Raw genomic sequence first — 18901 nt, forward strand, 5'->3', positions numbered from 1 at the left:
TTTGAACCAAGAAGAAGCACAGGTCGCGATTGCCTTCGATTGGGTTGCGGGGGCGGACAGGGGACTGGGACTGCCGCGCTATGCCACGCCGGGCGCGGCGGGGGCGGACCTGCGTGCCAACCTGCCTGATCGCGGGGAAATCGTTTTGGCGCCGGGGGCGCGGGTGCTGGTGCCGACGGGGTTGCGGATCGCGATTCCGGACGGGTTCGAGGTGCAGGTGCGGCCGCGCTCGGGGCTGGCGCTGAAACACGGGATTACCCTGCCCAATGCGCCGGGGACCATCGACAGCGATTATCGCGGTCCCCTGGGGGTGATCGTGATGAACGCGGGCGAGGCGGAATTCGTGATCGCCCATGGCGACAGGATCGCGCAGATGGTTGTGGCGCCGGTGGTGCGGGCGGTGTTCCGGGAAGGGCCGCTGGACGAGACCGCGCGTGGCGCGGGCGGTTTCGGGTCGACGGGGCGCGGCTGATGGTATTCGTGCTGGCACTGGCTGCGGTGATCTGGGGCATCGGGCACCTGATGAAGGTGCCGCGCCGGGCGCGCTTCTACATGCTTGGGCTGCTCTATGTCCTGGTGCTGATGGTGCAGGTGGTGCTGCCCGTAGGCCATCCCCTGCGCGAGTTGACGGGCGGCAGTGCGGCGCTCTGGCTGATCCTGGGCGGCTTCGTGGTGCTGGGATTTGCCTATGCGTTGGGCCTACGCCGGTTGAAGGCGCGCGCGGTCCGGAAGGAGGCGGCAGAGGCGCCGGCGCCCGATCCGTCGAAGTTCCGCGAAGGGGAGCTGGAACGCTATGCCCGGCATATCGTGCTGCGCGAGCTGGGTGGTCCGGGGCAGAAACGGCTGAAAGAGGCGAAGGTGCTGGTGGTCGGTGCGGGGGGGCTTGGCTCTCCGGCGCTGTTGTACCTGGCGGCGGCGGGTGTGGGCACCATCGGCGTGATCGACGATGACGAGGTCGACAGCGGCAACCTGCAGCGGCAGGTGATCCACACCGATGCGCGGATCGGCATGGCCAAGGTCTTTTCCGCGCAGGCGGCGATGGAGGCCCTGAACCCCTATATCGCGGTGCGCCCCTACAGGCGGCGCCTGGACGACGAGAGCGCGGCGGCGCTGTTGGAAGAATATGACGTGGTGCTGGACGGGACCGACAATTTCGACACCCGTTACCTGGTGAACCGGGCCTGCGTCGCGGCGGGCAAGCCGCTGATCTCGGGTGCGCTCAGCCAGTGGGAAGGGCAGGTGTCGGTCTTTGATCCCACCCATTCCGGGCCCTGTTACGAATGCATCTTCCCCGAGGCCCCGGCGCCGGGGCTGGCGCCGAGCTGTGCGGTGGCGGGGGTGCTGGGGCCCTTGCCGGGCGTCGTCGGCAGCATGATGGCGGTGGAATGTATCAAGCTGATCTCCGGCGCGGGGGCCGTGTTGCGGGGCGAGATGCTGATTTACGACGCGCTCTGGAGCGAGACCCGCAAGATCACGCTGAAGCGCCGCGAGGATTGCCCGGTCTGTGGCGGGACGGCGGGGTGAACCCCGCCCTTCGCGGGTTCCCGTCCGGTGAAACCCTTGTTGCGATTGAAGCGGGCGGCGCGGGCGCCTAGCTTTGCTGTATCGAGACAGGAGAGAGCCATATGACAAACCCCTTGCTTGTCGACTGGGACACGCCTTTTGGCATCGCGCCCTTCGCCGATATCTCGGACGAGGATTTTGCCCCGGCGCTGGACGAGGCGCTGGCCGCGCACCTGGCCGAGATCGAGGCGATCGCCGACAATCCCGAGGCACCGACATTCGACAACACCATCCTGGCGATGGAAGGATCGGGCGCAGCGCTGGACAAGGTGCTGGGCACCTTCTTCAACCTGGCGGGGGCAGACAGCAACGACAAGCGGCAGGAATTGCAGCGCGATTTCAGCCCCAGGCTGTCTGCGCATTCCTCGGCGATCTATTCCAACACAGCGCTTTTTGCCCGCATCCGGGATCTTTGGGACCAGCGTGAGGCGCTGGACCTCTCCGAGGAAGAGGCGCGGGTGCTATACCTGACGCACCGCGATTTCGTCCGTGCGGGTGCGGCGCTGGAAGGCGATGCCGCGGAGCAGATGAAAGAGGTCAAGTCGCGGCTGGCGGTTCTGGGGACGCAGTTCACCCAGAACCTGCTGAAGGACGAATCCGCCTGGTCGATGGAGCTGGCCGAGGATGATCTTGAAGGCCTGCCGGAGTTTGTCGTGGATTCGGCGCGTTCCGCCGGTGAGGCGGCAGGCACGGGCGGCCCGGTGGTGACGCTGTCGCGGTCGCTGATCGTGCCCTTCCTGCAATTCTCGCCGCACCGCGCCTTGCGCGAAAAGGCCTGGCGGGCCTGGGTGATGCGCGGAGAGAACGGCGGCGAGACCGACAACCGCGGGATCGCGGGCGAAGTGCTGAAGCTGCGCGAGGAGCGGGCCAAGCTGCTGGGCTATGCCGATTTCGCGGGGTTCAAGCTGGAGACCGAGATGGCGGGCACGCCCGACAAGGTGCGTGAGCTGTTGATGGCGGTCTGGGAACCGGCAAAGGCGGCGGCCCTGAAGGATGCCGCCGAGATGGAGCAGATGCTGCACGCCGATGGCATACCGGGGCCGCTGGAACCCTGGGACTGGCGTTACTACGCGGAAAAGCGGCGCAAGGCGCAACATGATCTCGACGAGGCCGAGCTGAAGCCCTACCTGCAGCTTGACCGGATGATCGAGGCGGCCTTTGCCTGCGCCAACCGCCTGTTCGGGCTGGAGTTCGCGCCGCTGGAGGTGCCGATGTACCATCCCGATTGCCGCGCTTTCGAGGTGACACGGGACGGGAAACACGTAGCGGTCTTTATCGGGGACTATTTTGCGCGGTCCTCGAAACGCTCCGGCGCCTGGTGTTCGGCCTTTCGGATGCAGGCGAAACGGCCCCAGGAAAAGACGCCGATCGTGGTCAATGTCTGCAACTTCGCCAAGCCGTCGGCGGGCAAACCGGCGCTTTTGTCCTATGACGATGCGCGGACCTTGTTCCATGAATTCGGCCACGCGCTGCACCAGATGCTGTCGGATGTGGAATTCGGCTCGGTCGCGGGGACGTCCGTTGCGCGGGATTTCGTCGAATTGCCGTCGCAGCTGTATGAGCATTGGCTGGAGGTGCCGGAGGTGCTGGCGGAATTCGCCACCCATGCCGAAACCGGAGAGCCGATGCCCAAGGCGCTCTTGGACAAGGTGTTGAAGGCGGCGAATTTCGACATGGGGTTCCAGACGGTGGAATACGTTGCCTCGGCGCTGGTGGACCTGGAGTTCCATTCCGGCGCGGCGCCTGCCGATCCGATGCAGAAGCAGGCGGAGGTTCTGGAAAGCATCGGCATGCCGCGCGCCATCGTGATGCGCCACGCGACGCCGCATTTCGCCCATGTCTTTGCCGGTGACGGCTATTCCTCTGGCTATTACAGCTACATGTGGTCCGAGGTCATGGATGCGGACGCCTTCGAGGCTTTCGAGGAAGCGGGCGGGGCCTTCGATCCGGAAACCGCGCAAAAGCTGGAACGGTTCATCCTGTCCCGTGGTGGATCGGTGGAGGCCGAAGACCTTTACATGCAGTTCCGGGGCCGGATGCCCGGGGTCGAGGCGCTGCTGAAGGGGCGCGGGCTGGCGGCCTGATCATGGCAGGGGCGCCGCGACGCGCGGCGCCCTGTTCTTTTCTCGGGCGGGTCGGTCAGAAGGTTGATCACGGTTGCTCCGACGATCCAGATGGCCAGCATCAGGAAAGTGGCCAGCCCGTAGGAATACAGGTTCCCGATGTAGCCGCCCAACCCGGCGACCAGCCCGAGAGCGCCGTTCACACCCTGCAATTCCTTTCGTTTCGCCCTGAGATTCATTGCCGACTCCTTTTTGCGGATCGGCGGCAGGATAAACGGTGCTGAGGACGGATGTCCTTGATCTGGGTCCCCGATCAGCTCAGAACGGCACCCGCTCCAGCGCAAAGCCCTCGTTCTCGAGCAGTTGCAGCACGCCGTGCTCTCCGGCGAGATGTGCGGCGCCGAAGGCGGCGACGACATAACCCTCGCTGTTGTCCAGTGCCTCTGTCAGGACCGGAATCCAGGCGCGGTTGCGGCCGGAAATCAGCGCATCGTCCAGCACTTCGAAGACCTGGGCGTTTTCCGCGGGCGTCAGCGGCGTCAGCCGGGGTGACAGCACCTCCAGCACGATCTGGCTGGCGGCGTGAGCCTCGCCGAAATAGGCGGTCAGCATGGTCTCGAACAGGTTCTCGCCATCCTCGGGCGTGCTGAGGGCGGACCGGACCATCAAGAGCTGCGTGTCCAGGGGCATGTCCGAGAAGGCTGCGAACCCGGTTTCATAGGGTTCCAGCGACTGCGTCGGCACGCCGGCGGCCAGCGCCGCGCGTTCCAGACGGGCGTCCAGCCCGTTGGCCTCGGCCAGTTGCGCGGTCATGCAGGGCGGGATCGCCAGCAGGATCGAAACATACCAGGGCCGCATCCGGGCGGCCATGAAGGGCGGCATCCCGCGCAGGCGCATGGCCTGGGACAGGCGGTCCCACTCATCTTCAGGCAGGAGTTCGGGCAGGGTGCTGTCGGGCAGCAGCAACATGTCCATCCGGGTTTTCAGCGCGGTTTCCAGCGCCTCTTTCTCCGGCGCTGCCATTTCCAGCAACAAGAGGTCCGCGCCTTCGACCAGCGGGGCAAGCCGCTCTGCCGGGGCGTCCATGCGCGGGTCGCCCAGGTGCAGCGTGCCGACCAGGTGCAGGGTCTGGTCGCCGCGCGTGGCGCGCCAGTGGTTGCCTTGGGCATAGGGCGTCGCGGCAAGCTGATCCTCGAAGCGTGCCCTTTCGCTGTCGGTCAGCGTGCCCATCAGGTCGCGCCCCTGGCAACTGGCGTAGAGCGGGGCGGTACAGAGGCCCAGAAGGGTCAGGGCGATCAGGATCAGGCGCATGGGTTCGCTTTCCGGTTTGGGCCCCTTGTGCATAGTCCGGCGGGCAGGTTCTGGACAAGGGGAAGCCCCGCGCAGAGACTGCAGGGATGGAACGGGAGAGCGATTTATATGCGCCGGTCAAGGCCTTGCTGGAAACGCAGGGCTATACGGTCAAGGGAGAGGTCGGCGCGGCGGACCTTGTCGCCCTGCGCGGCGACGAGCCGCCCGTCATCGTCGAGCTGAAACTGCGGATCACCCTGTCGCTGTATCACCAGGCCTGCGCCCGGCTGTCGGTCAGCGATCATGTCTATATCGCCGTGCCGCGCCCAACCGGGCCCAGCACGCGAAGGGCGTTGAAGGACAACCTTGCCATGTGCCGCCGTCTTGGCCTGGGTTTCATCACCGTGCGCGCGGATGGCACGGTCGAGGTGCAATGCGATCCCGGCCCCTATGTACCGCGGCGCAACAAGGCCAAGGCGGCCAAATTGCTGCGCGCCTTCGAGCGGCTGCGCGGCGATCCGAACGAGGGCGGGGCGACGCGGCACGGCATCGTGACCGGCTATCGCCAGGATTCGCTGGCCTGCGCGGCGCACTTGGCCGAACACGGGGCTTGTCGCGGGCGCGACGTGGCCAGCGCCACCGGTGTTGCGATGGCCACGCGGATCATGCGGGACAACCACTATGGCTGGTTCGAACGTCAGGGCAAAGGCGTCTACGCCCTGACCGAGACCGGCCGCGAGGGGTTGAAACACTGGGCCTACAGCTGGGAGGTCGGACGTTAGTCCGTGCCGCGCTTGGCCGCCAGCCGTTCCCGGTGCAGCGTATACAGCCCCGAGGCGACGATGATCCCGCAGCCCAGCAGCGTCCAGCCGTCGGGCAGATCCGAAAAGACGACGTAGCCGTAAAACGTGCCCCAGATGATCAGCGAGTAATGCATCGGCGCGACGACAACCGCCTGCGCGATGTCGAGGGCACGGATCACCAGGATTTCGCCCAGGGCGGCGGTGACGGCGAGGCCCGCCACGATGAGCCAGAGCCCGAACCCGTCCGGCGTGCGCCAGACGAAGGGCAGGGTCAGGCTGACCACGGTGATCGCGGTGAGCGAGGTATAGGCGACCGTGGTCATCACCGAATCCGTCCCGCTGAGGCTGCGGGACAGCACCTGGCGCAGCGAAAAGAAGCCGGCGGCGGCCACGGCAAAGCCGATGGCGGGATGGAAAACGCCCATCCCAGGGCGGATCACGATCAGCATACCGACGAACCCGATGCCCACAGCGACCCAGCGCCGGACGCCCACGGGTTCGCGCAGAACGACCGCGCCAAGGACGGTGACGACGAAGGGCGCGATGAACGTCACGGCCACGACGTCTGCCAGTGGCACGAAGCTGACCGCAAGGACGAAACAGAGGGCAGAGCAGACCGCCGTTAGCCCGCGCATGATCTGAAGGCCCGGCAGCCGCGAGCGCAGGATATGCGGTCCACGCAGTGCGATCAGGACCAGCACCCCGAGCGCCAGCCCGATCTGGCGGAACCAGACCACTTGAGCCGGATGCAGACTGTCGGTCAGGAACTTGGCCTGCACGTCGCAGGCGGCAAAGCAGAAAAAGCCCGACAGCATGAGGACGATACCGCGTAGATTGTCGGATCGCGACGGCGGCGGGGCACTGCGCAGGGGCGCGACGGTGGGCGCGGGCATGGGGAACTCTTGGCTGGGGACTGCGCGGCTTGCGCATTGCCTGGCAGCCTAGACCTCTTGGCGGCGACATGAAAGGGGGGCTCAGACCGGCACGGCGGCAGCGGTATCGCGCAACATCTCGGCCGAGGCGCGCAGGGCGTCCGCCTCGGCTGGCGAAAGGTCGGGCACCAGGTCCTCTGTCACGCCCTGCGCGCCCACCACCCGGGGCACCGAACAGGCGACGTCCTGCACGCCCATGACGTCTCCCAAGGTAGAGACGGTCAGCACCGCGCCCTCGTCCTGCGCGATGGCGGACACGATCCGGGCCAGACCGGCGCCGATGCCGTACCAGGTCGCGCCCTTGCCCTCGATGATGGTATAGGCGGCGCGGCGCACGCCATTATCGATCCGGTCGCGGACCTCGGGCGTCAGCGACGCGCCGACCTGTTCGGCGAACCCCTGAACGGAGATGGACCCGGCACGGGCGGCGGACCAGGCCAGCACCTCGCTGTCGCCATGTTCTCCCAGGACGTAGGCATGGATGGACCGGGGCGCGATCCCCAGGTGACGGCCCAAGAGCCAGCGAAAACGCGCGGTATCAAGGATCGTGCCCGAGGCGATGACGAGCCCCGGTGGCAGGCCCGAAAGAGCCTGCGTGATCTGCCCCATGATGTCGACCGGGTTCGAGGCGACCAGCAGGATCGCATCGGGGCAGACGCGCATCACCTCACCGACCACCGAACGGAACACGGCGGCATTGCGGCCCAGCAGCTCCAGCCGGGTTTCCCCCGGTTTCTGCCCGACACCGCAGGCCAGGATCACGATGCCGGAACCGGCCAGGTCGTCGTAGTCGCCCGCGTCGATCTGGGTGGCCCCGGCGAAAGGGGCGGCATGGGCGATGTCCTCGGCCTCGGCCCGGGCGCGGGCCGTGTCGATGTCGACCAGCACGATGCGCGAGGCGGCGCCGCGCAGGGTGCAGGCAAAGGCGGCGGCGGCGCCGACCATGCCGCTGCCGATGATTCCCAGTTTCATGGCGCGATTCCCCCGTGTTGACCTATGGCCAGCCTAGGGACGCGCCCGCCCGAAGGGCAAACGCTGCGACGGAATTTGTGCGCGGCGGCGTGTCACTGCTGCGTCAGGTGGCAGGTTGGGGTTAGGCTGTGGGCAATCATGCAGGAGGCGGGAAATGCGACGGTTGTGGCGCGAGGCGCCCTTTCTGACGGCGGGATTGACCGTCGCGCTGCTGGTGGCGGCGGTCTTTGCCGTTCGGCTGGTCTCGGGGATGCTGTACTGGGCAGATCCCCGGCATCAGGACATGCCCATCGCACCCTGGATGTCGCCCCGCTTTGTCGCGATGAGCTGGGACGTCCCGCGCGAGGTGGTGATCGAGGCCCTGCAAATGGTGCCGGACGGCGAAGGGCCGAGGCCGTTGGAGCGCATGGCGGCGGAGCGCGGCGTTCCGGTACAGGTGCTGATCGACGACCTGGAAGCGGCCATTGCCGCCTGGCGCATGGCGCATCCGGATGAGTGACTGGGCCTTCGAACTGGTGTCCGCCTGGGGGCTCTGGGTGGTGGCGGGCTCTGCCTTCGTGTCTTGCCTTGCGGTGCCGGTGCCGACCTCGCTGGTGATGCTGGCAGCGGGGGCCTTTGCGGCGGCGGGGGATCTTGTGCTGTGGCAGGTCTGGCTCTCGGGCTGGCTGGCCGCGCTGGCCGGCGACAACACCGGGTTCCAGGTCGGGCGCTGGGGCGGACAGCCTTTCCTGGGATGGGTGGCGCGTCGCACCGGGCGGCACAGGCTGATCGCCCGGGGCGAGGCGGTGATTGAGGCGCGGGGCGGTGTCGGTGTCTTTCTGTCGACCTGGCTGCTGGCGCCGCTTGGTCCCTGGGTCAACCTCGTTGCCGGGTCTCTGGGTCTGTCGCGCTGGCGGTTCGCCCTCTGGGACACGGCGGGAGAGACGATCTGGGTGACGGCCTATGTCGGCCTGGGCTTTGCCTTCGGGACCCAGATCGACCGCGTGGCCGAGGTGGTCAGCGACTGGGGCGGGCTGGTTTCGGCGCTGGCTGTGGCGGCGGCATTTGCGCTGGCGCTGGGGATCAAGCTGCGCCGCCGGAGGGCCGGTTCCCGTCCGGCCAGGGCCGATTGACGATAATTTTCTCTCACGCTCTTGTTGACTCGCGCCATGCCATTCCTTACCTCAGCGCCGTTAGCACTCGCCTGGTGTGAGTGATAACGGGGTCTGCCCACGACGGGGGACCTCACGGGAGTAACTTTGAGCTAGGAGACTCGAAGATGGCATTCAAACCGCTTCATGACCGCGTGCTGGTCCGTCGCGTCGAGAGCGACGAAAAGACTGCTGGTGGGCTGATCATTCCCGACAGCGCCAAGGAAAAGCCGGCAGAAGGCGTGGTTGTCGCGTGTGGCGAAGGTGCACGCAAGGACAGCGGCGAGCTGATCGAGATGGCCGTGAAAGAGGGCGACAAGGTCCTGTTCGGCAAGTGGTCCGGCACCGAAGTCAGCGTCGGTGGCGAAGAGCTGCTGATCATGAAGGAAAGCGACATTCTGGGCATCATCACGGACGACGCAGCCGCAGCCGCGGCCTGAACGCCTGTCGTGATCGAGGGCGGCCCGACGGCCCCCTGATATGACCCCATCTGTCTACTGGAGAAGATAAATGTCCGCAAAAGACGTGAAATTCGATACCGACGCCCGCACGAAGATGCTGAAGGGTGTCAACATCCTGGCCGACGCGGTCAAGGTGACCCTGGGCCCCAAGGGCCGCAACGTGGTTCTGGACAAGTCGTTCGGCGCCCCGCGCATCACCAAGGACGGTGTGTCTGTCGCCAAGGAAATCGAACTGGAAGACAAGTTCGAGAACATGGGCGCGCAGATGGTGAAGGAAGTCGCTTCCCGCACCAACGACGAAGCCGGTGACGGCACCACCACCGCGACCGTGCTGGCCCAGGCCATCGTCAAGGAAGGCATGAAGGCGGTTGCCGCCGGCATGAACCCGATGGACCTCAAGCGCGGCATCGACCTGGCCACCGCCAAGGTCGTGGACGCGATCAAGAACGCTGCCCGCACCGTCGAGAACTCGGACGAAGTTGCGCAGGTCGGCACCATCTCGGCCAACGGCGAAGCCGAAATCGGCCGCCAGATCGCTGACGCGATGCAGAAGGTCGGCAACGAAGGTGTCATCACCGTCGAAGAGAACAAGGGTCTCGAGACCGAGACCGACGTCGTCGAAGGCATGCAGTTCGACCGTGGCTACCTGTCGCCCTACTTCGTCACCAACCCCGACAAGATGATCGCAGATCTCGAAGACTGCATGATCCTGCTGCACGAGAAGAAACTCTCGTCGCTGCAGCCGATGGTTCCGCTGCTGGAATCGGTGATCCAGTCGCAGAAGCCGCTGCTGATCATCGCGGAAGACGTCGAAGGCGAAGCGCTGGCGACCCTCGTGGTCAACAAGCTGCGCGGCGGCCTGAAGATCGCAGCCGTCAAGGCACCGGGCTTCGGCGACCGCCGCAAGGCCATGCTGCAGGACATCGCGATCCTGACCGGCGGCCAGGTCATCTCCGAAGACCTCGGCATGAAGCTGGAAAACGTCACGATGGACATGCTTGGCACCGCCAAGAAGGTCACGATCACCAAGGACGAGACCACCATCGTCGACGGTGCTGGCGAGAAGGCCGAGATCGAAGCGCGCGTTTCGCAGATCCGCACCCAGATCGAAGAAACCACCAGCGACTACGACCGTGAAAAGCTGCAGGAACGCGTGGCCAAGCTGGCCGGCGGTGTGGCCGTCATCCGCGTTGGCGGCATGACCGAAGTCGAAGTGAAAGAGCGCAAGGACCGCGTGGACGACGCTCTGAACGCGACCCGCGCAGCCGTGCAGGAAGGCATCGTCGTCGGCGGCGGCGTGGCCCTGGTTCAGGGTGGCAAGGTGCTCGACGGTCTGACCGGCGCGAACAGCGACCAGAACGCAGGCATCTCGATCGTGCGCAAGGCGCTGGAAGCTCCGCTGCGCCAGATCGCAGAGAACGCCGGTGTCGACGGTTCGGTCGTGGCTGGCAAGGTCCGCGAATCCGACGACCTCAAGTTCGGCTACAACGCGCAGACCGATGAATATGGCGACATGTTCAAGTTCGGCGTCATCGACCCGGCCAAGGTTGTCCGCACCGCTCTGGAAGACGCAGCCTCGGTTGCCGGCCTGCTGATCACCACCGAAGCGATGGTGGCCGACAAGCCGCAGAAAGAAGGCGCAGGCGCCGGCGGCGGCATGCCCGACATGGGCGGCATGGGCGGCATGATGTAATACGGCTGCTTTCCCTTCGGGGAGGCCAGCCGGGCGGCAGGCGGGTATACGCCATCTGCCGCACCGCCATCAGATCACGCAGGGGCGCCTTCGGGCGCCCCTGTTCGTTTCCGGGGTGGACTGGACCGGGACAGGGGGACCTGTCACTCTGGCCTGACAGCGACCGTCAGCCGGGGAGATGCGCCATGAGCGGGATCGCAGCGCCGCCCAAGACCGAGAAGAAGACCCGGACCGAGCGGCCCAGGCTCTACAAGGTCATCCTGCTGAACGATGATTTCACCCCGCGCGATTTCGTGGTGGCGGTGCTGAAGGGTATCTTTCGCATGACCGAGTCCGAGGCGTTGGGCGTCATGCTGACCGCGCATCGGCGCGGTGCCAGCGTGGTGGCCGTCTTTACCCGTGAAGTGGCCGAAACCAAGGCGCAGCAGGGCAATGATGCAGGCCAGTCGGCGGGCTATCCGCTGACCTTCACCACCGAGCGAGAAGAATAGAAAAGCCGCACCACCCCTGTTCCCTGCCGTCGCTTTGCCGTATTCGGGAACGAGTCCGGCGCGTTCCGACTTGCCGCCGCAGGCCGGGCGCGCATACAACTTTCACGAGATCGGGGCTCGTCGCGGGCCTGCAATCTGTTAGACTCTCTCAATACGATAACGAGGAAGCCATGAGTCGGCGCGATGCGAGAAAAGCCCTTGTCCTGGGGCTGCCGGAGCCCCTGCGCAAGGCGCTTGTCCGCCAGTCCGTGGCGCATGTCCCCTTGGCTTATCTAGTGCGCCAGACCCTGCGCCGTGCCCTGGATGCCGGGATCGGCTGGGAGAAAACCGTTTCTTCGGGTGACCGTCGTCCGATCCTTGTCCAGCTCAGCTGCGAGGAACGCGCGCGGCTGGAAATGTGGATCTCGTCGCGCAAGGTGTCCGAGGAAGAAGCTGTGTTGTCCCTGATCTCGGCCCTGCTGGACGAAGAAGCCACCGCAACCGATACCAAAAAGGGTTGAGCCTGCTCCCTGACCCGCGCTTTAAGGCAGCGCAGGGAGTCTGTGGTGATGCGTCGCCCGGAAGTTGCCCGATGCGGCAGGGAGTTTGCGCATGTTGAAGAATCTGCTGGTGATCCTGAGCCTGATGCTGGCCGTTCCGGCCCTGGCGCAGGACGAAGAGGCCGTGCTGGGCAACGACGTCTACAAGGCGGGCCAGTCCGTTCGCATGGGGGAGGACGGTCGCGACGATGCCTTCCTGGCGGGCGAAGGGGTCCGGCTGGCCGCGCCGATCACCGGCAACGCGCATATGGCGGGACGCTGGGTCGATATCGGGGCCGACCTGGGCGGCAGCCTCTATGCGGCGGGTCAGCGTGTCCGGATCGAGGGCGCGGTGGCCGGTGATGCCGCGGTGGCGGGCTATACGATCACGGTCGATGCCCCGGTCGGGGGCGACCTGCGGGCCTTCGGTTCGGAGGTGTCGGTGACGGCACCAATCGGCGAAAGCATGATCCTGAACGGCGAGATCGTTGAACTGGACGCCCCGGTGGCGGGCGACGCGGTGATTTCGACGCGCGAACTGACCTTCGGGCCCGGCGCCCGGATCGACGGCACCTTGACTCTGTACGAGGAAGAGGTGGGCACGCTGCTGGTGCCCGAGGAGGTGGTGCCGGCGGAACGGATCACCCGTGTCAAGCTGCGGTTCAAGCGCGTCAGCGGCGCCTTCCAGCATCCCGGCGGCGGCGACAAGCGCAGCTTTGCCGATGAAGCCGCCGACTACCTGACCTGGGGCGTCATCATCGGCCTGATCGCCGCGCTGGCGGCCCTGATCGCACCCAGGGCAATGGGGGGCTTTGCCGAGGACCTGGCTGCGCGACCCTTCCGCAATGTGCTGTCGGGGTTCCTTGGGCTTTCAGTCTTGCTGGGCGGTGGCGTGCTGGTGGCGCTGACCCTGATCGGCGCCCTGCTGACGCCGTTCTTTTGGCTGGCGGCGCTGGCGCTGGGGCTGGCGGGCCTCGTGGTGGGCGCCTACGGCCTGGGCGCCACAGTAATTGGTGCCGCATTCTCTCTGCCCAAGTCCTGGATCTTTCGGGTCCTGGCGGGGTTTGTCGGGGCCATGCTGACGGCGGTAATCGGACTCGTGCCCTTCCTGGGCTGGATCGTCGTGATGGCCATCCTGACGGCAGGCGCCGGGGTCTTGTCGAAACGCTTGCCGATCCTGTCGCGGCTGGCGGACTGATCCCGGGCTTGCCTCGGGGCGGGCCTTCGGGTTCAACCGGGACATGGGACTGACGATTGAACTGGAAGAGTCGCTCTGGGCGCGTGGATGTACCTGCGTGGCCGGGGTCGACGAAGTGGGACGCGGACCGCTGGCAGGGCCTGTGGTGGCCGCAGCGGTCGTCCTGAACCGCGCCTCGATCCCCGAGGGGCTGAACGACTCCAAGAAACTGACAGCGAAGCGGCGGGACCTGCTGACGCCCCTGTTGCGCCAAAGCGCGCAGGTGGGGCTGGGCGTGGCCAGCGTCGAGGAAATCGACGCGCTCAACATCCTTCAGGCCAGCCTGCTGGCGATGCGGCGCGCGGTGGCGGATCTGCCGGTCGTGCCCGACCATCTCCTGATCGACGGCAATCGCCTTCCGGTGGATCTGCCCTGCCCGGCGACCCCGGTCGTGGGCGGGGACGGGCGCTCTCCATCCATTGCGGCGGCCTCAATTGTGGCGAAAACTTGGCGCGATAATGTCATGAAGGAGGCCGCGACACAGTTTCCCGGATACGGCTGGGAAACAAACGCAGGCTACCCGACGAAGTGTCACAAATCTGCACTCCGAGATTTGGGGGTGACCCCATATCATAGACGTTCCTTCGCCCCCGTGCGCGATATCTTGTGGCAAGCGAAAAACACAAGTGACTGATTCAAAAATAGAATTGACCGCGAATCACCTTTGACTCATCTTTTGCCCAACCAATGAGCGCACAAGCGCCGCGGGACAGAGGCAGAGAATGACGACGATGACCAAGGTAACGGGCGCAGATGCGCTCCCTATCAACACGATCCTGTCCGGGGACTGCATCGAGGTGATGCAGAGCCTTCCGGAGTCTTCGGTGGACCTGATCTTTGCCGATCCGCCCTACAACTTGCAGCTGAAGGGCGCGCTGCATCGACCGGATAACTCCCAGGTGGACGCGGTAGATGACCACTGGGACCAGTTTTCGAGTTTTGCCGCCTACGACAAGTTTACCCAAGACTGGCTCGCAGCGGCGCGCCGATTGCTCAAGCCCGACGGGGCGATCTGGGTGATCGGCTCCTATCACAACATCTTCCGGGTCGGGGCCGCGTTGCAGGACGCCGGATTCTGGATTCTCAACGATGTTGTCTGGCGCAAGTCCAACCCGATGCCGAACTTCCGTGGCAAGCGGTTCACCAACGCGCATGAGACGATGATCTGGGCGTCCAAGGGCGAAGGCGCGAAATACACCTTCAACTACGAGGCGCTGAAGGCGCTGAACGAAGGCATCCAGATGCGCAGCGACTGGGTTTTGCCGATCTGCAACGGCGGGGAACGCATCAAGGACGCCAACGGCGACAAGGCGCATCCGACGCAGAAACCGACCTCCCTGTTGCACCGTGTGCTGGTCGGCTCGACCAACCCGGGTGACGTGGTGCTTGACCCGTTCTTTGGCACCGGCACGACCGGCGCCGTGGCCAAGATGCTGGGCCGTGACTGGATCGGGATCGAACGCGAGGCCGCCTATCGCGACGTCGCGGAAAAGCGCATCGCCAGCGTGCGGGCCTTTGACAAGGTCGCGCTGGAGGTCAGCGCCTCGAAACGCGCCGAGCCGCGCGTGCCCTTTGGCCAGGTGGTCGAACGCGGCATGCTGCGACCGGGCGAGGAACTGTGGAGCATGAACGGCCGCCACAGGGCCAAGGTGCGCGCCGATGGAACCTTGGTGGGCAATGACGTCAAGGGCTCGATCCACCAGGTGGGGGCCAAGCTCGAAGGTGCGCCCTCGTGCAACGGCTGGACCTACTGGTGCTTCAAGCGTGACGGCAAGACCGTGCCGATCGACGTCCTGCGCCAGCAGATCCGGTCTGAAATGGCCGAACGGTAGGACTGACCCTTACCCGAAATCACCATGAACACCGCCGATGCCGCGCATAGCCCGCGGCACGAACTGGCCCCGCTTGCCCTTTGGCAGGCGGGGCATTTTTCTGTCCCGGCCTCAGCCGAAATCCGATGCGGTCAGCCGGTTTTGCCGCAGGTGGTGTTGCAGGACATAGGTCACCGACAGCGCGTCATCCAAGGCATCGTGGCCGCGCAGCGGCGGGTGGTCCAGCTTGTAGTAATCGGCCAGCCGGTCGCTGCGGGTCTGCCGCAGATCCTCGTAGGGCATCCCGGCCTTCAGCAGCAGGTCGCAGGCATTGCCGAACCGCGAGGCGGGCAGGGGCGCGGGGATGCCTTCGACGTAGCAGCTGATGGCGACCATGTTGAATTCGTCCTTGCCCCAGGACCACAGCCGCTTGCCCTCTGCAAAGTCCCGCGTCCGGGCTAGGGCTTCGGCCAGGGGCAGGCCCTCAGTGTCGATCTGTTCCTGGGTGATCCCGGTCAGGCGGGTAAAGAACGGGTCCAGTTGCCAGGGCGCGCCCTGCCGGTCACGGGGGGTCACATACAGCCGCAGCGTGTCGAGCAACGGGAAGTCCCCGTCCAGACCCAACTTGGCCACGCCGATCTGGGCGACGACGGGGTCGGGATCGTAGGGCCCGCACCAGAAACGCGAGGGGGACCCCTCGGCCGTCAGGAACTCACAATCGAAAATCAGGGCGAAAGTCATCCAATCCACTCCACCTAAACGAAACTGGCGCCACGCTAGTCCCGGAGCGGGCGGGTCTCAACGGGATTTGCGCGCCAAGGCTGGTCAGCAGGGGTGGACAGGCTAGACTGGGGTGCACAGGGTCTGCACGGGGATCAGCCGCAGGAGGCGCGAGATGGAACTGAATGCCGATTTCTCGAAACGGGTGGTGATCCGCCCCGAGGATTACCAGTGGCGTCCTTCGCCCGCCAACGGGGTAGAGCGGATGATGCTGGACCGGATCGGCGACGAGGTGGCCCGCGCCACGACCATTGTCCGTTTCGCGCCGAACAGCCAGTTCGACGCGCATACGCATGGCGGCGGCGAGGAATTCCTGGTCCTGCAGGGCGTGTTCTCTGACGAGCACGCGGACTACCCGGTCGGCAGCTATATTCGTAACCCGATCGGCACCGCGCACACGCCTCATATCGGCCCAGACGGCGCGACCATCCTGGTCAAGCTGTGCCAGTTCGATCCCGCCGATACCGAGCAGAAGGCCGTCGCCACGCAGGCTGCGGCGTTCGAGCAAGTGGCGCCGGGCCTGAGTCAGCTGCTGGTCCATGACGTCCCCGGGGAACGCGTGCGGATCGTCCGCTTTGCGCCGGGCACGCGGCTGGGGCCCCATGCGCACCGCGGCGGGGAAGAGGTCTATGTGATCGAGGGGCGGTTGCAGGACGAACACGGCAGCTATCCGGCTGGCAGCTGGATCCGCAGCCCCGACGGTTCTAGCCACACGCCTTTTTCGGACGACGGTTGCCTCCTCTATATCAAGACCGGCCACCTGCCGACCGTCGCGGACGGGAGCCGGGCGGCAGAGTAGCGCGGGCACGCGCAAAGCGGCCTTTCGGTCGCCTGCGAAAGCGCCTAATGCTTTGGCATGGATACTCGCGCGATCTTGATGGGCCTCGCCTTCGCGGTGATGTGGTCCTCGGCCTTCACCTCTGCCCGGATCATCGTTGCGGCGGCCCCGCCGCTCTCGGCGCTGGCCCTGCGCTTCCTGATCTCGGGCCTGTTGGCGGTGGCGATCGCCTGGGCGATGGGGCAGAGCTGGCGGCTGACCCGGGGCCAATGGCGTGCGACGATCGTCTTTGGTGTCTGCCAGAACGCGCTCTACCTGGGGCTGAACTTCGTCGCCATGCAGACGGTCGAGGCCTCTCTGGCGGCCATCATCGCTTCGACAATGCCGCTGCTGGTGGCGCTGGCCGGGTGGCTGTTCCTGGGAGAGACCCTGCGCCCGCAGGCGCTGTTCGGGCTGGTCGCCGGCATGGCCGGCGTGGCCATCATCATGGGGGCGCGGTTCGGCGGTGGGCTGGACATGGTGGGTGTGCTGTTCTGTGTTCTTGGCGTCATCGCGCTGACCGTTGCCACCCTGTCGCTGCGCGGGGCGACCTCGGGCGGGAACTTCATGATGGTGGTTGGCCTGCAGATGCTGATCGGCAGTGCGGTGCTCTGGGTGCCGGCCCTGACGCTGGAGACCGTGCAGATCGACTGGTCTGCCTCGCTGATCGCGGCCTTTGTCTATACCACGCTGGTGCCTGGCCTGGCGGCGACCTTTGTCTGGGTGCTGCTGGTCAACCGCGTCGGCGCGGTACGTTCCGCGACCTTCCACTTTCTCAACCCGTTCCTGGGCGTGGCCATCGCCGCCGTCTTCCTGGGCGAGGCGTTGCGACCGCTCGACCTGTTGGGTGTGGCCGTGATCGCAGCCGGCATCCTGGCGGTGCAATTGGCCAAGATCCCCGCCACCGGCCGCGAAACTGCCAAGAATTGAATGTGAAATTCCGCCGCTGCGGAAAGTTTTGTTTACCTGCTCCCCGCTACACCCGCTCTGACGCGTGGGCAATTTGCCCGCAAAACAGATGTGAGGGCGATTCATGGGAAGGTTTTCGATCCGAATTCAGGTGATGCTGCTGGCATCGGCCTTTATCGCGACACTGCTGGTACTCTCGGTCATTTCCTGGACGGTGAAATCCGAACTCACGGCCAAGCTCTACCACACTTCCGACATGTTCTCTCAAAGCCGGCTTCTGGGCGACCTAACGAACAGGATGCAGAGCGCGGAACTGGCGATGATGCTGTTCGTTGCCGGCGATGACGCCAAGATGGAGGACATGCGGGCCGAGTTGACGGCCATGTCCGACCGTTTTGCAGAGGTGCGGACAAGCTTTGCCGACACCCGCGTGTCCGGGGCGCAGCGCCCCGAAATGGCGACCCGCCTGGCTGAAATGGCCGAACGGTTGGCCGCCCTGGACGGTGAAGTCGAGACGCTGGCCGGGCTGACCCTGTTCGACCGCAAGGCCTTTGCCTACAGGACCATTCTGCCCTCGCTGGAGGAAACCCGCAGCGAGCTGTTGGCGATGACCGATGCCCTGGCCGCCGATGTGACGCAGCTGGAATCCGAGGCGGCTGCCGTGGCCGCGGCCTCCGACATCAAGCAGCTGCTCGGGAACGGACTGGTGGTGGCGGTTGCGCTCATCCTGGCCTTCATCTTTGGCCGGTCCTTGTCCCTGCCGATCCAGCGCGCCCGCGATGCTGTCCGGCGCCTTGCCCAGCACGACTACGAGTTCGAGCTTTCCGATACCGCGCGGGCCGACGAGGTGGGGATGATCTCGCGCAACCTCGAGGATCTGAGGGCCAAGCTGCTGGCTGCGGACGCCGCCGAAAAGCGCATGGTCGCCGAGAATGGCCGACGGGTGGACCTGTTCCAGGCCTTCAGTGCCGCGATGAGCCAATTGCGCGGCGGCGATCTGCAGAATCGTATCGACGAGGGTGAATGGCACGATCTCGGGGACAGCTACGTGCAGCTTTGCGCCGATTTCAACAGCCTGGCCGACACGCTTGACGATCTGGTCGGCTCGCTGCGGCAAAGCGCCGACGCGGTTGCGAGCAACGCCAACGAATTGTCCAGCATGTCCGACGAGATGTCGCGCCGCTCCGAGGTTCAGGCGGCAACGCTGGAGGAATCGGCCGCTGCGCTCGACGAATTGTCAGCCAGCGTGCAGTCGGCCTCGGCCCGGGCCCAGGAGGTCGATACCAAGGTGGTCGAAGGCCGTCGCCGGGCGGAACAAGGCGGCGAGGTCATGGCAAGGGCGCTTGAGGCGATGGGGTCGATCGCAAAGTCCTCTGACCAGATTTCGCAGATCATCACCGTCATCGACGACATCGCCTTTCAGACCAACCT

Annotated in this window: 21 protein-coding genes; 16 read left to right on the forward strand and 5 right to left on the reverse strand. The window is 65.7% G+C overall.

Annotated elements, in window-relative coordinates; translation table 11 throughout:
- The first annotated feature begins 1 nt into the window (after position 1).
- The 3 genes from dut (at position 2) to PVW46_RS05150 (ending at position 3647) form a co-directional block, all read left to right on the forward strand.
- Positions 2–472: a dUTP diphosphatase gene (dut, locus tag PVW46_RS05140; RefSeq protein WP_069208232.1), complete on the forward strand. Its 471-nt coding sequence runs from the start codon at positions 2–4 to the stop codon at positions 470–472.
- Positions 472–1524, forward strand: coding sequence for a HesA/MoeB/ThiF family protein (locus PVW46_RS05145; RefSeq protein WP_069208231.1), 1053 nt, complete (start codon positions 472–474; stop codon positions 1522–1524). The genes dut and PVW46_RS05145 overlap by 1 nt, the downstream gene beginning before the upstream one ends.
- A gap of 101 nt (positions 1525–1625) precedes the next feature.
- Positions 1626–3647: a M3 family metallopeptidase gene (locus PVW46_RS05150; protein WP_069208230.1), complete on the forward strand. Its 2022-nt coding sequence runs from the start codon at positions 1626–1628 to the stop codon at positions 3645–3647.
- On the opposite strand, the gene PVW46_RS05155 is transcribed toward PVW46_RS05150, so the two are convergent.
- Positions 3578–3865 carry a hypothetical protein gene (locus tag PVW46_RS05155; RefSeq protein ID WP_069208229.1) on the reverse strand — a complete coding sequence of 96 codons (288 nt, stop codon included), beginning with the start codon at positions 3863–3865 and terminating at the stop codon, positions 3578–3580. The genes PVW46_RS05150 and PVW46_RS05155 overlap by 70 nt on opposite strands.
- Before the next feature lie 79 nt (positions 3866–3944).
- Positions 3945–4937, reverse strand: a complete 993-nt coding sequence (locus PVW46_RS05160) for a TraB/GumN family protein (RefSeq protein WP_069208270.1) — start codon at positions 4935–4937, stop codon at positions 3945–3947.
- 86 nt (positions 4938–5023) lie between these two features.
- On the opposite strand from PVW46_RS05160, the gene PVW46_RS05165 reads away from it, so the two are divergent.
- Positions 5024–5698, forward strand: a complete 675-nt coding sequence (locus PVW46_RS05165; RefSeq protein ID WP_043141125.1) for a DUF2161 domain-containing phosphodiesterase — start codon at positions 5024–5026, stop codon at positions 5696–5698.
- Here the strand turns inward: PVW46_RS05165 and PVW46_RS05170 are convergent.
- Both PVW46_RS05170 and PVW46_RS05175 read right to left on the reverse strand, forming a co-directional pair.
- Positions 5695–6612, reverse strand: a complete 918-nt coding sequence (locus PVW46_RS05170) for a DMT family transporter (RefSeq protein WP_223306195.1) — start codon at positions 6610–6612, stop codon at positions 5695–5697. The genes PVW46_RS05165 and PVW46_RS05170 overlap by 4 nt on opposite strands.
- Positions 6613–6693: 81 nt before the next feature.
- Positions 6694–7623 carry an L-lactate dehydrogenase gene (locus tag PVW46_RS05175; protein WP_069208228.1) on the reverse strand — a complete coding sequence of 310 codons (930 nt, stop codon included), beginning with the start codon at positions 7621–7623 and terminating at the stop codon, positions 6694–6696.
- A 154-nt stretch (positions 7624–7777) separates the two neighbouring features.
- Between PVW46_RS05175 and PVW46_RS05180 the strand changes: the two genes are divergently transcribed.
- The 9 genes from PVW46_RS05180 (at position 7778) to PVW46_RS05220 (ending at position 14985) form a co-directional block, all read left to right on the forward strand.
- Positions 7778–8122, forward strand: coding sequence for a hypothetical protein (locus PVW46_RS05180; protein ID WP_052244459.1), 345 nt, complete (start codon positions 7778–7780; stop codon positions 8120–8122).
- Complete coding sequence (locus PVW46_RS05185) at positions 8115–8735, forward strand: DedA family protein (RefSeq protein WP_069208227.1); 621 nt, start codon at positions 8115–8117, stop codon at positions 8733–8735. The genes PVW46_RS05180 and PVW46_RS05185 overlap by 8 nt, the downstream gene beginning before the upstream one ends.
- Before the next feature lie 146 nt (positions 8736–8881).
- Entirely contained in the window at positions 8882–9193 is a 312-nt protein-coding gene (locus PVW46_RS05190; protein WP_043141133.1) for a co-chaperone GroES, read from the forward strand.
- Positions 9194–9263: 70 nt separating this feature from the next.
- Positions 9264–10907, forward strand: a complete 1644-nt coding sequence (gene groL, locus PVW46_RS05195; protein WP_043141135.1) for a chaperonin GroEL — start codon at positions 9264–9266, stop codon at positions 10905–10907.
- Positions 10908–11092: 185 nt separating this feature from the next.
- Positions 11093–11398, forward strand: coding sequence for an ATP-dependent Clp protease adapter ClpS (clpS, locus tag PVW46_RS05200; RefSeq protein WP_069208226.1), 306 nt, complete (start codon positions 11093–11095; stop codon positions 11396–11398).
- 170 nt (positions 11399–11568) lie between these two features.
- On the forward strand, positions 11569–11898 hold the full coding sequence (locus PVW46_RS05205; protein ID WP_043141140.1) for a hypothetical protein: 330 nt from the start codon (positions 11569–11571) through the stop codon (positions 11896–11898).
- Between the two features lie 91 nt (positions 11899–11989).
- The gene (locus tag PVW46_RS05210; RefSeq protein WP_083242168.1) at positions 11990–13114 is read left to right on the forward strand and encodes a hypothetical protein; all 1125 of its coding nucleotides are present in this window, start codon (positions 11990–11992) and stop codon (positions 13112–13114) included.
- Positions 13115–13157: 43 nt separating this feature from the next.
- On the forward strand, positions 13158–13787 hold the full coding sequence (gene rnhB, locus PVW46_RS05215; RefSeq protein WP_069208225.1) for a ribonuclease HII: 630 nt from the start codon (positions 13158–13160) through the stop codon (positions 13785–13787).
- An 88-nt stretch (positions 13788–13875) separates the two neighbouring features.
- Positions 13876–14985 carry a site-specific DNA-methyltransferase gene (locus tag PVW46_RS05220; RefSeq protein WP_043141145.1) on the forward strand — a complete coding sequence of 370 codons (1110 nt, stop codon included), beginning with the start codon at positions 13876–13878 and terminating at the stop codon, positions 14983–14985.
- A gap of 111 nt (positions 14986–15096) precedes the next feature.
- On the opposite strand, the gene PVW46_RS05225 is transcribed toward PVW46_RS05220, so the two are convergent.
- The gene (locus PVW46_RS05225; RefSeq protein WP_069208224.1) at positions 15097–15705 is read right to left on the reverse strand and encodes an exonuclease domain-containing protein; all 609 of its coding nucleotides are present in this window, start codon (positions 15703–15705) and stop codon (positions 15097–15099) included.
- Between the two features lie 154 nt (positions 15706–15859).
- Between PVW46_RS05225 and PVW46_RS05230 the strand changes: the two genes are divergently transcribed.
- The 3 genes from PVW46_RS05230 to PVW46_RS05240 all read left to right on the forward strand — a co-directional run.
- Positions 15860–16543: a cupin domain-containing protein gene (locus PVW46_RS05230; RefSeq protein ID WP_069208223.1), complete on the forward strand. Its 684-nt coding sequence runs from the start codon at positions 15860–15862 to the stop codon at positions 16541–16543.
- A 57-nt stretch (positions 16544–16600) separates the two neighbouring features.
- Positions 16601–17491, forward strand: a complete 891-nt coding sequence (locus tag PVW46_RS05235; protein WP_069208222.1) for a DMT family transporter — start codon at positions 16601–16603, stop codon at positions 17489–17491.
- Positions 17492–17594: 103 nt separating this feature from the next.
- The coding region (locus tag PVW46_RS05240; RefSeq protein WP_274575057.1) for a methyl-accepting chemotaxis protein at positions 17595–18901 on the forward strand (1307 nt) is incomplete at its 3' end.

Source organism: Mameliella sp. AT18, from assembly GCF_028807275.1.
Lineage (GTDB): Bacteria > Pseudomonadota > Alphaproteobacteria > Rhodobacterales > Rhodobacteraceae > Antarctobacter > Antarctobacter albus.

Excerpts from the sequence above, each read along its gene's own strand:
- groL (WP_043141135.1), top strand. The coding sequence starts at position 9,264 with ATGTCCGCAAAAGACGTGAAATTCGATACCGACGCCCGCACGAAGATG.
- PVW46_RS05170 (WP_223306195.1), bottom strand. The coding sequence starts at position 6,612 with ATGCCCGCGCCCACCGTCGCGCCCCTGCGCAGTGCCCCGCCGCCGTCG.
- PVW46_RS05160 (WP_069208270.1), bottom strand. The coding sequence starts at position 4,937 with ATGCGCCTGATCCTGATCGCCCTGACCCTTCTGGGCCTCTGTACCGCC.
- PVW46_RS05175 (WP_069208228.1), bottom strand. The coding sequence starts at position 7,623 with ATGAAACTGGGAATCATCGGCAGCGGCATGGTCGGCGCCGCCGCCGCC.
- PVW46_RS05225 (WP_069208224.1), bottom strand. The coding sequence starts at position 15,705 with ATGACTTTCGCCCTGATTTTCGATTGTGAGTTCCTGACGGCCGAGGGG.
- PVW46_RS05210 (WP_083242168.1), top strand. The coding sequence starts at position 11,990 with ATGTTGAAGAATCTGCTGGTGATCCTGAGCCTGATGCTGGCCGTTCCG.
- clpS (WP_069208226.1), top strand. The coding sequence starts at position 11,093 with ATGAGCGGGATCGCAGCGCCGCCCAAGACCGAGAAGAAGACCCGGACC.
- PVW46_RS05220 (WP_043141145.1), top strand. The coding sequence starts at position 13,876 with ATGACGACGATGACCAAGGTAACGGGCGCAGATGCGCTCCCTATCAAC.
- PVW46_RS05185 (WP_069208227.1), top strand. The coding sequence starts at position 8,115 with ATGAGTGACTGGGCCTTCGAACTGGTGTCCGCCTGGGGGCTCTGGGTG.
- PVW46_RS05205 (WP_043141140.1), top strand. The coding sequence starts at position 11,569 with ATGAGTCGGCGCGATGCGAGAAAAGCCCTTGTCCTGGGGCTGCCGGAG.
- PVW46_RS05230 (WP_069208223.1), top strand. The coding sequence starts at position 15,860 with ATGGAACTGAATGCCGATTTCTCGAAACGGGTGGTGATCCGCCCCGAG.
- PVW46_RS05180 (WP_052244459.1), top strand. The coding sequence starts at position 7,778 with ATGCGACGGTTGTGGCGCGAGGCGCCCTTTCTGACGGCGGGATTGACC.
- PVW46_RS05150 (WP_069208230.1), top strand. The coding sequence starts at position 1,626 with ATGACAAACCCCTTGCTTGTCGACTGGGACACGCCTTTTGGCATCGCG.
- PVW46_RS05145 (WP_069208231.1), top strand. The coding sequence starts at position 472 with ATGGTATTCGTGCTGGCACTGGCTGCGGTGATCTGGGGCATCGGGCAC.
- rnhB (WP_069208225.1), top strand. The coding sequence starts at position 13,158 with ATGGGACTGACGATTGAACTGGAAGAGTCGCTCTGGGCGCGTGGATGT.
- PVW46_RS05235 (WP_069208222.1), top strand. The coding sequence starts at position 16,601 with ATGGATACTCGCGCGATCTTGATGGGCCTCGCCTTCGCGGTGATGTGG.
- PVW46_RS05155 (WP_069208229.1), bottom strand. The coding sequence starts at position 3,865 with ATGAATCTCAGGGCGAAACGAAAGGAATTGCAGGGTGTGAACGGCGCT.
- PVW46_RS05190 (WP_043141133.1), top strand. The coding sequence starts at position 8,882 with ATGGCATTCAAACCGCTTCATGACCGCGTGCTGGTCCGTCGCGTCGAG.
- PVW46_RS05165 (WP_043141125.1), top strand. The coding sequence starts at position 5,024 with ATGGAACGGGAGAGCGATTTATATGCGCCGGTCAAGGCCTTGCTGGAA.